This is a genomic window from Nocardia nova (assembly GCF_002933465.1).
Classification (GTDB): Bacteria; Actinomycetota; Actinomycetes; order Mycobacteriales; family Mycobacteriaceae; genus Nocardia; species Nocardia nova_B.
The window spans coordinates 20,446-32,252 of record NZ_PSZE01000027.1; the positions used below are offsets into that span (position 1 = coordinate 20,446).

The window sequence follows — 11,807 nt, forward strand, 5'->3', positions numbered from 1 at the left end:
AGAAGGCTTCGCTGTTCAAGCCTCGATCTGGCGGCGCCGAGGCGGGTGCGAGGTGTGGCGCACTCCGGCGACCGTTCCATCTGATGCTGTATGTTTGCTTGTAGGTCGTTTGTGGTTAAAGGGAGCCTCTGATGGCGGCGACGCAACGGTGATCAGGCTGCCGCGATACGCGGCAATGCTGGCGGCTCCTGGAGAGTTGCCCAGCGACGAAGAGGGCTGGGCTTTCGAGATCAAATATGACGGCATCCGGGCGGGCGGTTATGTCACCGACCGCGTGCAGCTTGTCTCGCGGAACGGCAACGACATCACCGCAGCATGGCCCGAGCTGGCCGATTTGGCGGGCGAGCCGCCGTTCGTACTCGACGGCGAGCTCGTCGCGTTCGTCGAAGGGGTGCCATCGTTCGAGGCGCTGCAACCCCGCATGCATCGGCGCGGCGCTGGCGCGATCGCCGAGATGGCCGTGGCGGCTCCCGTGACCTTCGTGGCGTTCGACTTGCTGCATGTCGGTGACCGGACGCTGATCGAGCTGCCTTACGTGCGGCGTCGTCAACTGCTCGAGCAGTTGGCGTTGCCGGGGCCGCGGTGGCAGATATCGCCTCGCTTGAGCGGCCGGGGCCCGGACTTGCTGGCGCGCTCGCAAGCGCTCGGTTTGGAGGGCTTGATCGCCAAGCGTCTGGATGGCCGCTACCTGCCAGGCCGCCGCAGTCCATCCTGGACCAAGATCAAAAATCTGCGCGTATCGGAGGTGATCGTGGTCGGCTGGCGGCCCGGGGCCGGAAGCCGCTTCGGCCGGATCGGTTCGCTACTGGTGGCCGTACCCGACCAAGATGGGAATCTCATCTGGGTGGGCAACGTCGGAACCGGGTTCACTCGCGCCAGTCTCGCTGATCTGGCTACGAGACTGACTGCACTCCAACGGGATACGCCCCCGGTCGTGAACAGCGCTGCCGCGCCGGAGGCGAAGTGGGTGCATCCTCGGTTGGTCGGAGTAGTGGCCTTCACCGAGTGGACTCACGCGGGGATACTGCGGCATCCGTCGTGGCGTGGATTGCGAGACATCGATCCCGACCAGATCCGACCGCCGGATTGGAAATAGGCCACCCAGCATCAGCGCCGGGTGGAGGCGACTGACCTCGGATGCGATCGGCCGCTCCTGTAGAGGGCTCACGGTGCAGACGGTCGTACTGGTCGTCACCGGATCCGGAGGGGAGCCAGTGCCCAGGTGCCGAAGGCGTGGCTGATGGTGAGGACGACCTGGTCCGGTGCGGCCCCGTCTTCGACATAGCTTTGTAAGTTCAGCAGATTGTCGGCGGAGTGCACGTGAGCGAAGTCTGCGACATTGTCGGCGTAACAGAGATTGTGGTCGAGGCCGGCTGACAAGGTCATGAACCGTAGCGCTTCGGTGTTGATGTTGTTGGTGATCACCTGCCGGATCTGGTCGCGGTCGATGTTCGCGCGTAGCAGCGCGTCGTCGACGAGGCCGATCAGGGTGCGGCGGGTGAGCGCGGCGATGGCGTCGGGGTTGGTGGCGGCGCGAATGAGCTGATTGGTGGCGGTAGCGGTGGTAAGGATTTCGATGCGCGCGGGTTCGGCGGTGACGAGGCAGGATGCGGCGCCGTCGCTGACGACGGAGTTGACTTGACGGAGCAGGCGCTGTTCGGGTGTGGTGCAGGCGTCGGTGGTCACCAGCAGCACGGTGCGGGCCTCGCCGGTAGCGACGAGGGTGCGGGCCAGGTGCAGGGCGGTGCCGAAGTTGGCGCATTCGGCGGCCGAGACCCCGATCGGTGTGGCGTGGCTGAGTCCGAAACGCTCACTCAGTTGCAGGAGTTCGGTATTTTCGATCTGTCCGAACCCGATGGTGGAGGAGGCGAGCATGAGGATGTCGACCCCGGACGCCGGCGTCCGCGAGTGGTCGAGCGTTTCCGCGATGCAGGTTGCGGCCATGTCGATGGGCGAGTCGCGGGCGTGCCGGTAGGTGGCGAGTCCGACCTCATGTAGGGCATCGACCAGTCCTGGCTCGGCGGAAATGGGTTCGATATCTGTGATGGGCCGCGGGTCGCCGGCGGTGTGAGCTATTCCGGTCATGAAAACGCGCATGGTGTTCTGCCTTGGAAAGTGTTGTGACACTGACGGTTATCTGCATTCCGCGCTGGCTTTGCTGATGGCGTAAGCGACGAGGATGGCGTGCGGGCTGTGGAATTCGCTGATCTGCAATGAGATAGCGGACGGACCGCGAGAACCGCTGTGCCGCAGCAGGACCGGTTTGTCGGGCGGGCGGCCATAGCTGACTGTGGTGGGGTGTGTCGTCCAGAGTTCGGCGAAGTGCGGGTTGGCGGCCAGGGTGTGCAGCAGGGCGCGGGCGTGGTGGCTGCGGCGGTAGGGGCCGATGGCTGCGCGAAGCGCGGCGACGACGTGAGGTGCTTCGTCATCCCAGTCGACGACGAGTTCACGCGCTGCGGGCTGGAAGAACCACAGGACGATGTTGTTGGCGGCCTGACGCAGGCCGGGCAGCGCGTCATAGAGCCGGTCGCTGGCGGTGAGCACGGTCGACAGGGGAGTGGTGTAGGCGCAGATGATGCGCGCGGCATCCAGATATGCGAGGTGGGCGTTGACTTCGGGTGTTGCGATCTGGTGCCGGAGGTCGTCGTCGGCCGGAAGCCGCTGGGGCGGGTTCCACAAGTCGTAGGTGTGGCGACTCTGGGCGGGATCGAGGTCGTAGCCTCGTACGATCCTGGCCAGGGTGTCGATGGTGGGAACGGACCGGCCGTGCTCGATCTTGAATAGGTAGGCCGTGCTGATCCGGGCGCGAGCGGCGGCGATCTCGCGTGACCAGCCACGGCCGTGGCGCAACCGATCCAGCCAGAGGTGCAGGTCCGGCATGTCCACCCGCGCCGCCGCGCGGGCGCGTCGGGTACGTCTGGGTGGGTGCCTGCCGTCTGTGTGGCCGCGTACTCGGTTCACCCGCCTGTCTCCGTCTCTCCCCGACACCGTCTCGACCGGATCTGAAATATGAATATTCATAGAGTTCGCGCGCGTTCGACCGTGACCGATCACTGGTGTTTCAACGCCGCTCGTTGGTGTCGGTGCGGTGGCGAGCGCTGAATTCTGCCCATGACATGGGCGGTTTCTTGGCGGCGAGTAATTCGGCGCGGTCGCGGAGTATGCATTCGGTGCGCAGCTGCACGGCGAATTGCCGAACAAATGCCGCCAATTCGAGGTCGTCGGCGGTGTCGGCATAGGTCTGGATGAGGTTCGCGGCGTCGCTGACCTGCGACGCGACCCGATAGCCGCGGTCGAGGTCGGATGACAACAACTCCCGGCGCTCTGGACTCATCATTCAATTCCCTCCCACATTGCGCCGTAGGCGCTTTCGAACCAAATGTGTTGCACGACGGCATGCCTCGACGATGTGGCAGCCGAAACGCATATACCCCTGTGTATTCATGACCGGAGTCACACCGGATTGTGTGGTTGCGGCCTGTATGCGCTTGCGATCTAGCTCTAGCATTGTGGGCACAGTGCAGGGGGTCAACGGTTGCAGCGGCCACAACTTGTGGCCGGTTGCTCCACACGATCGACGGGGAGGTAAGACCGTGACGGTACCGGCGAGGTTCGGAAACCTGGGAGCGTTCGTCGAAAAGCGCAGGAAGCAGCTGGATTTGGATCGAGCCGAGCTGGGCCGGCGGGTCGGGCTGGCAGCGGGAACGATCAAGGCGATAGAGCGCGATGAGCGTCGGCTCGTCGACGACAACATCCGAAAAGTGCTGGGAGCGCTTGAAATTCAGGAGAACAACGTCCGGCTTCTGGTGTCGGCGAAGGAGGGGCGGCTTCGGTCCGACGACAGTGCACCCTGTGACCTGGAGCTTCGCGCTATCGAGGCGATCACGGTGCCGGTGTTCATCCTCAACACCGTCATGGGGCGCGTCGTGGCCGCCAACCAGGCGTGTGAGTCGCTGATGCATCTGCGCGCAGGGGTGAGCATCTACGAGTGGCTGGTCGCCGACGCGTGGACGCGGCAGCTGCTCGGGCAGGGCTGGCGCACGATCGCGCACGGCCTGATCTGGGGTGCCGCGCCGCTGATCGAGTGTGTGATGCCCGAAGGTGAGCGGGAGCGGCTGCTCGAGGTTTGCAGTCGGATGCCGGAATGGGAGACGTTGTGGACCACTCGCCCCGCCACCGCCGACTACATCTACGGGGCACGCATGACCAACCCCGGGACGGGAGAAACGGTCGACTACTCGTTTACCGCGTCCGAGTTGCGGTTTCCGCCTCGGGTCGGGTGGTGGCAGGGACAGCTCACCCCCGCTGGGCCAGAGTTGGCGCCGGTGAGTGCATGAACGTGGCCCGGGAGGGAACAGGCGGGTGCCTGGCGGTCTTCCCTCCGGGCCACGCCCGCCCGTGACGCACACACCATCACGGGGGTCTGGGGCGGCGCCGACGGCGACGCCGGGGCTGTGGCGCGGGCGGCGACGTAGGCCGTTGCGGTGGCGTCGCGGCGGTCGCGGTGTGTTCGAGGGCGGCGGCGATGTCGGCGGCGGTGAGAAACCATGTTCGCCCGGCCCGGTGTCCCGGCAGCGCGCCGGCTTTCAGCTGCCGCAAATACCATGCTTCGGACTTGTGCAGAGCGCGAGCGCCGACAGAGACCGGGTAGGTCGGCTCGTGCGGGGCCGCCACTGCATTCGCGGCGTCCTCAAAATCCGTGGTGTCTGGGGGCTCATCAGTCGGCACACCGGCACCTTCCTCATGCTATGAAACAGGCTGCGTCCCAACGCTATCCGCGCTCTGATGTCGGCCAGTGTGGGATCGATACGCCAAGAACAAGCGAACCCCGGGTTCCTCGACAAGCTCGGTGACCTGCACGGTTACCAGGTCATCCCGGTCGCCCCAGCGGCGCGGAGACGGGCCAACGTCGTAGGCGACCTCGACACCGCTACGCCACAGCCCAGCGAATCGGGCACTGCCGGCGAGTCGTCGAAGAAACCGGGCTCCCTCCGGCGCATCGCGGAAGCGGCCCAATGCCGCACGCAGAGTCGCCACGAAGAACTGGGCGTCCTCCTCGGGGCCCTGGCGACACGATTCGTCAGCCGAGGAGAAGCGCCAGATGGCGAGGTTGTTCTCGGCTTGGCCCAGGCCGGGAAACAGCCTCTGGAACTGCTGGTTGGCTGCCACGACATTCCACAGGGGATCGCAGAAGCCACAGGCAATCGCCCGGGAGTCCCATGTCACCAACTCCCCTCGGCGACCAGGAGTCGCTATACGCTCACGCAGCTCGTCCACTGGAGCCAGGACTGCGGCGGGTTCCCACAAGTCGATGGTGTGGCGACGCTGGGTGGGTGAGAGTTCATAACCGGTGATGATCTTGTCGAGTGTGTCCCGGCGCGGAGTCGCCGAACCAACCTCGACCGACTTGAGATAGGTGGCACTGACGTGTGTGTACTGGCCGGCCAGCTCGCGGGTCAGGTCGCGGGTTTCGCGCATCACCCGTAGCCAGGGGCCGAGCTTTGGAATTCCAACCGGAACATCACCAGCCAAACGGGGCACCTCCGGTGGCTGTCGAGCATCAGGCGAATCGGGTGTGGTGGTGGTCATGAAACCCCCTCAAACGCAGACACTTTCGTGCCAGCGAATACACGAAATGGTGAAAAGCTGTCTCCCCCGAGCGCTTTCGTTCATACCAGAATCCCCCGATGGCGGCAACGAGTAACCAGTGATCTCACCGGCGAAGAGGCCCGCTCGCGCTCGATCCACGGCGGTGTCCACTACGCGGTGTTCACCAATCGGCGACGTGCGGGAAAAATTTCGAGGGATACTGGGAGTATCAATTTTCGCCGCTGTCGCAGGTAAATCCACCTCTTTGTGGGGATAGCGCGAGTATATATAAAAACTCCATCCCTTCAACGCCTGGTGAATCGCAATTTTCCGCGTTTTGATGGTAGGGCAACTGCTCCTGCTCCGAAGGGAAATTGATTGTGGATCCGATGGTCGTTCTTTCCTGGATCGATACCGGCTCTGCGGCAGTCTCGAACGGACTGACGATCGCCGCCCAGGTGCTCTCGCTCGTCCTTCCGTTCCTCTGAGCTGCTAAACACCGGATCAGCGCCCCGGTCCAGTCGGCGTTGACGACGCCGGGGCGCTGATCCCCGAAAACGCCACACCATTCATTCCTTCCTTTTCCCTCCCTCCGTTCGAAGGGTTTATTCGGCATGCCGAAAACAGGATTCAGAAACGCCAAGAGAAGAACCGCGACACCCTACAAAGGGTCGGATCGGTCACAGACAGAGAAGTCCCGACCGGCGTCGCTTATGGTTGCCGGTGCTGTCCCGCTGTTGATCGCACTCGCGTGCGCCGGCCCGGCGGGTGCATCGACGGCTTCGACCGCGGACCAGCCTGGCGTTACCAGCCCTTCCCAGCCCGGCACCGCGACACCGCCGCCCCCACCTGCACCGCCGCCGCCTGCGCCGGAACCTCAACCGGAACCGGCACCAGAGCCTCAGCCGGTATATGTCGAGCAGCCACCCGAGGTCCGCAACGGGCCCACCCCGCGCCCCGAACCCGCCGACGACCCGGCCCCGCCGGTGCAGGTGCAAGACCTGCATCTGCCCGAGCCGGTGGCGCCCGTCGCGCCGATTCAGCCGCCGGACAACACGATTCGTATCGGGCAATGGCAGGCCCCGGCACCGGATTGGCTTCCACCCCAGGCACGTGACTGCATCAACAACACCGCAGCCGGGGCGGAAGCGCAGGTCGCCACGGCCCTGGATTCGATCGGCATCCCGGCTGGGCGCTCGGACCGGGTCAGCGGCGCAACCCTGGCCGGCGCCGGGATCGGCGGCGCGGCCGGAGCGGTCGCGGCCGGCGCACCGGCGGCGGCCGCGGGTGCGGTCGTGGGCGGGCTGATCGGCGGCACCATCGGCGGAATCGCCGGCGCGGCAGTAGGAACCGTGGTGCCGGTCCCGGTCGTGGGCACCGTCACCTCCGGCGTGGCAGGCACTGCGGTCGGTGCCGCGGCCGGTGCGGCAGCGGGGGCGGCCATCGCTGGCATCCCCGCAGCGGTGGCCGGAGCATTGGCCGGCGGCACCGTCGGAGCCGGTTTCGGCGCCGGGGTCGGGGTGGGCCAGCCGTGACCACCACAACCCGTACCCTGACAACCCGGGCCGCGATCGCTGTCAGCACAGCATGCGCCGCGACGGTGACCGGCCTAGCTTCTGCCGCGGGGGCGGTGCCGATCGGTCCCGGCTGCCCGGCCCTCTATGTGATCGGGATCCAGGGCACCGGCCAATCGACTCCGGACCCGAGCGCGGACACCGGAGTGGTCGGGGCGCTGCTCGGCCAGGTGCAGGCAGCGGTCCCGACCTTGGTGCAGCACAGCACAGTTCCGTACCCAGCGGGCTTCGGCGGCATCGTTCCCGGCGGCGGACCGGAACCGTACGCAGAGTCGGCCAGCGAAGCGCTCGACGGCATCAACGCTGCCGCCACCGACATCGTCGCCGCCTGCCCCGACACCTTGCTGGCCGGTGTGGCGTATTCGCAAGGTGCGCAGGCGATGGCGCAATTCGCCCAGCAGGTCGGTGCGGGCAACGGGCCCGTCGCGCCGGACAAGATCGCTGGGATCGTGCTCTACGCCAACCCCGACCGCCTCCCGAACTCCCCGGTTATCCCGGGTCGGCCCGGACAGACTGTGCCCGACCCCGCACCGGGTACCGGAGGAGCCGCGGTGGCGGCGGTGCAGATTCTCAATCCGCCCGCGACCGGTAGTGGTATCGCTACCGACGGTGACGGCTACGGGTCATTGGCAGGCCGGGTCGCCGATATCTGCACCGACGGTGACTTGGCGTGCTCGGCGCCCGACCACGCGGCCCTGCTACGCGTCGGCGCGGAAATCGCCGCCCAAGCCGACTTGCACGACCCCATCGCTGCCCTGATGACGATCAACGGACTGTTCTCGACGGCAATGGGGCGAGCATGGACCACGGTGCTCGCCGAGGACTTCCACACCGACCCCGGCAACGCCGACTACCTTCCGGGAAAACCGTTGGCGCAGCGACTCATAGACGCCGCCGACCCCCGAGCCCCCGCACCGGGCACGGATCAGGTTCAGGCAGCCGCCCAGCGATGGGATCAGATCACCGCCGCAGCGGCGGCGAACCCACTCGGCATCGTGCCGAAACTGGCCGGCCAACTGGCCGGTGCCTGGGGCGATTTGGTGGCAGACAACGCCGATCTGATCAACCCGGCGGTGTGGCTGCGCTACGGCGACACCGTCGCCCGCCACAACGGCTACCTCACCAGCGGCCAACTCGCCTCCGGCGTCGCCTGGATGACCGCCCTCGCCCACGACGCCGCAGGACACCAGTCATGAACGACACCGACACCGACTTCTACACCCCGCCCACCCTTCACGACTCCATCGAGCCCGGCCGTATCCTGCGCATACGCCCCACCGACACACCCGCGTTGACCGGGGCAGGCGCCGCGTGGCAGCTGCTCTACACCTCCACCGACACCCACGGCGAACTCACCACGGCCTCCGGCATCGTGATCGCCCCCGACACCGATCCCGAACTCGGGCCAGGGCCGATCCTGCTGTATTGCCCCGCCTTCCACGGACTCGGCGGACCCTGTGCACCGTCGCGGCTGCTGGCCATCGGTGCCGAACCCGACACCGAAGCGATCACCGCTGCACTGGAGCGCGGATGGTTCGTCGCTGTCGCCGACGGGGAAAACCTCGGTGTCACCGGGCAAGGCCCGCACACCTTCCTCGCCGGCCGCGCCGCAGCGCACCACGCCCTCGACCTCGCCCGCGCCACCGCCACGATCCCGGACCTGAACGCGCAGGGATCACCGGTGGTGGCCTGGGGGTACGCCGACGGCGCCCGCGCGGTCACGGTCGCGGCGCAGCTGCACCGCTCCTACGCACCCGAGGTGGACCTGCGCGGTGTCGCGGCCGGTGCGACCATCACCGTTCCCGGCGCGCTGGTGGCGACGCTGAACACCAGTCCGTTTTCCGCGCTCGTGCTGGCCGGGCTCATCGGCTTGTCGCGCGCCTACCACCATCTCCCTCTGCGACATGTGCTCTCGGCCGACGGCCGACAGATCATCGCCGAAGCCGAAACCCGCAGTGCCCCAATGCTGCTGGCGCAGTATCGGCGTCCGGTCGAGCACTGGTGCGATCGCGCGCAGCCGTGGACCGATCCCATGTGGCATTACGTCCTGGCCCGCGAAACCATCCCCGTCGACCAGCTACTGGCCGTGCCGGTGCACCTCTACCACGGCGCCCGCGACGCGCTGGTGCCGATCGGACAGAGCACCCGCCTGCTGTCGGCCTACCGCGAGGGCGGGATCGAGGTGAGTTGGCGCAACTACGACCGCGGCCACCTCGACACCGCCCGCGACGCCATCACCGAAACCGTCGCCCACTTGGCCGACTACCTCAACCGAAATCGCGAGGGATGAAAAGCAATGCGATGCAGCACAACTCGGCACTTCCGAAAAGCCGACCGCAAGAACCTGGTTCGCCGGGTGTGCGTGACAGCGGTGGGGGTCTCGCTGATCGCCGTGGGCGGCGTCCAGGTAGCGACGGCTGATCCGGCGGTGCCGATCGGGGACCGGTGCCCGGTGTTGTTCGTGTTCGGTGTCCAGGGGCCGGGCGAGTCGGCGACCGACACCGCACCGACTCTGGACACCGGCGCTCTCGGCCAACTGTTCACACCCCTGGAGGCGCGCGCCGGGGACCAGATCCAACGCCTCTACATCCCCTACGGAACCAGCGAGACCGGCGAGCCCGAGCCCTACGGCCAGGCCACCACCAGCGCCGCGCAGCGGCTCGAATCCGAGGCCAGCGAAGTCGTACATCGTTGCCCGACAACGAAGATCGCGGCGGTCGGCTACGGGCAGGGCGCGGCTGCCGTCGCCGATGTCGCCCACCGCGTCGGCGACAACACCGCCACCGTGGAAGCCGATTCCATCGCCGGGATCGCGCTGCTGGCCAACCCAGCGCGAGCGGGCAGCGACGTTTTTCCCGGCCGCCCGGAACAGACGACCCCCGCACCAGCACCCGGCACCACTGGAGCAGCGGTCGCGTCTATCCACTTCGCCAACACATCGCGCAACGGCACCGGCATCAGCGCCAACAGTAGCGAGGACGTGGGATTCGGTGCATTGGCCGGTCGAGTCGCCGACCTCTGCGTGCCAGGTGATTTGGCGTGCGACGCCCCCGCCGGTTCGCCATTGACGCAGACGGTGAAAAACATTGCCGCTCAATCCAACCTCGGTGATCCGGTTGCCGCCATCTCGACCATTGCTCAGGCGCTGGCGGCCACGACCTGGAAAACGGCAGTCGGCGTCGTCACCGACGACATCGCCGGCAACAGCCTGGACGAGCTGAGCTACCAACCAGCCAAACCCCTGGGGCAACGCTTGGCGGAGGCGTCGGACCCGAGCACCCCGATGCCCGGTCCCGACGACGCGCTGGCCGCGTTGTTCCGGATCGGCACGATCGGACTCAACACCGTGGTGTCGGTGGCGCAGAAGGTATTCACCCCGGCCACGATCGCCGAGCTGGCCACTGTCGGGATGGCCAACCCCGCCGCCGCCCTCGGGATCCTCGGCACGAAACTCGCCGGCGCGGTCGCCGACCTGATCCCGCCGCAAACCGCGCTGAGCTGGGTGAACCAGGCATTCGACGCCATCACCTCCACCGTCACCGACGACCAGCAGCTCTACCAGCTGGCCACCTACACCCAATACAGCGACACCGCAGGCCACCACGCCGCCTACACCAGCACCCCCGCCACCCCAACCGGAACACCGGCCGTGGACGCGGTCGCCGACTGGTTCACCGCACTGGCCCACGACCTCGCCGCCACCGACCCCAGCATGGCAACGCCACTACCCCCGACAACCACCACGGAGCCGGCCGCATCGACGACGCCCGGTTCCGTCCCTGAGCGGACCGGCACGGCAACCCCTCCCCCTGCCGTGCCGAGTCCTTGAACCCCTTCGGCGGAGACGGTTTCTCTGCGCCAGAGATCAGTTCCGTCCTCGCGGGCCGACTCCGCCGAAGGGCCCATCCACCCACCCATCCACGCAGAGGAGGTGAACCACCATGCCACACACCACATCCGCGGACACCACTCCCGCTCCAGGGGACGAATGGCGTTGGCTCGAGCCCGACTGTTCGAAAGAACTGCAGTCCGAGCCGACGCAACTGCATCCCGGTCGCACCGACACCCATCTCGCACCGCAGGCGCTGGGACAGGAGCATCCGCGGCTCGGTATGCCGTCCGCGCGGGTGTGGATAGTCGTGGGTGCGACGGTGACTGTGGCCGCCGTCCTGGTGCTCATCGGTGCACTGGTCGTTGCCGATCCCGGCGGACACGGCCTGGCTCCGACCCAGACCGCGGCCCCGCCTACGAGCAACGCCGCAGCCGCTGGCGGGGCGTGCGCAGGACTCACCGGCACCACGGTCACCGATCGTGACGGTGACACACGGACCGTCGCCGGGGTCGTGGCGTCGTTCGAAAACGCCTACTACCGGCTCAGAAACGCAGACGCGGCATTGCGGGTCGTGGCGCCGGAGGCAGGCCTGGCGGTCGATGCGCTCGCCGCCGGGATCGCCTCGATCCCGGCCGGCAGCACCTATTGCGTGGCGATCACCCCGATCGCCGGTGGTAGCGCGAACGTGCACGTGGTCGAGCAACATCCCGACCGCACCCGCACCGACTACCTGCAAGTGATCAACACCCGCCCCGCCGGGCCCGGCTTGGTGATCACCAACATCCAGAAGCAGGCCGGACCATGACCGCCCT

12 protein-coding genes are annotated in these 11,807 nt (G+C 67.1%); 7 read left to right on the top strand and 5 right to left on the bottom strand.

All coding sequences use genetic code 11. From position 1 onward, the window contains the following. The first annotated feature begins 52 nt into the window (after nt 1–52). Nucleotides 53–1,096, top strand: a complete 1,044-nt coding sequence (ligD, locus tag C5E41_RS25740; RefSeq protein WP_258081257.1) for a non-homologous end-joining DNA ligase — start codon at nt 53–55, stop codon at nt 1,094–1,096. Between the two features lie 95 nt (nt 1,097–1,191). Here ligD and C5E41_RS25745 read toward each other — a convergent pair whose 3' ends face one another. The 3 genes from C5E41_RS25745 to C5E41_RS34125 form a co-directional block, all read right to left on the bottom strand. Next, nucleotides 1,192–2,085: a hypothetical protein gene (locus C5E41_RS25745; protein ID WP_181063422.1), complete on the bottom strand. Its 894-nt coding sequence runs from the start codon at nt 2,083–2,085 to the stop codon at nt 1,192–1,194. Between the two features lie 48 nt (nt 2,086–2,133). Then, complete coding sequence (locus C5E41_RS25750) at nt 2,134–2,880, bottom strand: helix-turn-helix domain-containing protein (RefSeq protein ID WP_258081261.1); 747 nt, start codon at nt 2,878–2,880, stop codon at nt 2,134–2,136. Nucleotides 2,881–3,061: 181 nt separating this feature from the next. Continuing rightward, nucleotides 3,062–3,337, bottom strand: a complete 276-nt coding sequence (locus C5E41_RS34125) for a hypothetical protein (protein ID WP_181063424.1) — start codon at nt 3,335–3,337, stop codon at nt 3,062–3,064. Nucleotides 3,338–3,593: 256 nt separating this feature from the next. Between C5E41_RS34125 and C5E41_RS25755 the strand changes: the two genes are divergently transcribed. After that, on the top strand, nt 3,594–4,337 hold the full coding sequence (locus tag C5E41_RS25755; protein WP_104378330.1) for a helix-turn-helix domain-containing protein: 744 nt from the start codon (nt 3,594–3,596) through the stop codon (nt 4,335–4,337). Between the two features lie 409 nt (nt 4,338–4,746). On the opposite strand, the gene C5E41_RS25760 is transcribed toward C5E41_RS25755, so the two are convergent. After that, nucleotides 4,747–5,589 carry an MmyB family transcriptional regulator gene (locus tag C5E41_RS25760; RefSeq protein ID WP_104378331.1) on the bottom strand — a complete coding sequence of 281 codons (843 nt, stop codon included), beginning with the start codon at nt 5,587–5,589 and terminating at the stop codon, nt 4,747–4,749. Between the two features lie 229 nt (nt 5,590–5,818). After that, entirely contained in the window at nt 5,819–6,232 is a 414-nt protein-coding gene (locus tag C5E41_RS33460) for a hypothetical protein (RefSeq protein WP_146097687.1), read from the bottom strand. 343 nt (nt 6,233–6,575) lie between these two features. Between C5E41_RS33460 and C5E41_RS25765 the strand changes: the two genes are divergently transcribed. The 5 genes from C5E41_RS25765 (at nt 6,576) to C5E41_RS25785 (ending at nt 11,800) form a co-directional block, all read left to right on the top strand. Beyond that, nucleotides 6,576–7,124: a hypothetical protein gene (locus C5E41_RS25765; protein WP_104378332.1), complete on the top strand. Its 549-nt coding sequence runs from the start codon at nt 6,576–6,578 to the stop codon at nt 7,122–7,124. Then, entirely contained in the window at nt 7,121–8,359 is a 1,239-nt protein-coding gene (locus C5E41_RS25770) for a cutinase family protein (RefSeq protein ID WP_181063425.1), read from the top strand. Before C5E41_RS25765 ends, C5E41_RS25770 begins: the two co-directional genes overlap by 4 nt. Further along, nucleotides 8,356–9,453 (top strand): lipase family protein, encoded by a 1,098-nt coding sequence (locus C5E41_RS25775; RefSeq protein ID WP_104378333.1) that lies wholly within the window; start codon nt 8,356–8,358, stop codon nt 9,451–9,453. Before C5E41_RS25770 ends, C5E41_RS25775 begins: the two co-directional genes overlap by 4 nt. A gap of 72 nt (nt 9,454–9,525) precedes the next feature. Next, nucleotides 9,526–10,992 carry a cutinase family protein gene (locus tag C5E41_RS25780; protein WP_181063426.1) on the top strand — a complete coding sequence of 489 codons (1,467 nt, stop codon included), beginning with the start codon at nt 9,526–9,528 and terminating at the stop codon, nt 10,990–10,992. 112 nt (nt 10,993–11,104) lie between these two features. Further along, nucleotides 11,105–11,800, top strand: a complete 696-nt coding sequence (locus C5E41_RS25785) for a hypothetical protein (protein WP_104378335.1) — start codon at nt 11,105–11,107, stop codon at nt 11,798–11,800. The last annotated feature ends 7 nt before the right edge of the window (nt 11,801–11,807 follow it).

Excerpts from the sequence above, each read along its gene's own strand:
- C5E41_RS25745 (WP_181063422.1), bottom strand. The coding sequence starts at position 2,085 with ATGACCGGAATAGCTCACACCGCCGGCGACCCGCGGCCCATCACAGAT.
- C5E41_RS25750 (WP_258081261.1), bottom strand. The coding sequence starts at position 2,880 with ATGCCGGACCTGCACCTCTGGCTGGATCGGTTGCGCCACGGCCGTGGC.
- C5E41_RS34125 (WP_181063424.1), bottom strand. The coding sequence starts at position 3,337 with ATGATGAGTCCAGAGCGCCGGGAGTTGTTGTCATCCGACCTCGACCGC.
- C5E41_RS25760 (WP_104378331.1), bottom strand. The coding sequence starts at position 5,589 with ATGACCACCACCACACCCGATTCGCCTGATGCTCGACAGCCACCGGAG.
- C5E41_RS25775 (WP_104378333.1), top strand. The coding sequence starts at position 8,356 with ATGAACGACACCGACACCGACTTCTACACCCCGCCCACCCTTCACGAC.
- C5E41_RS25785 (WP_104378335.1), top strand. The coding sequence starts at position 11,105 with ATGCCACACACCACATCCGCGGACACCACTCCCGCTCCAGGGGACGAA.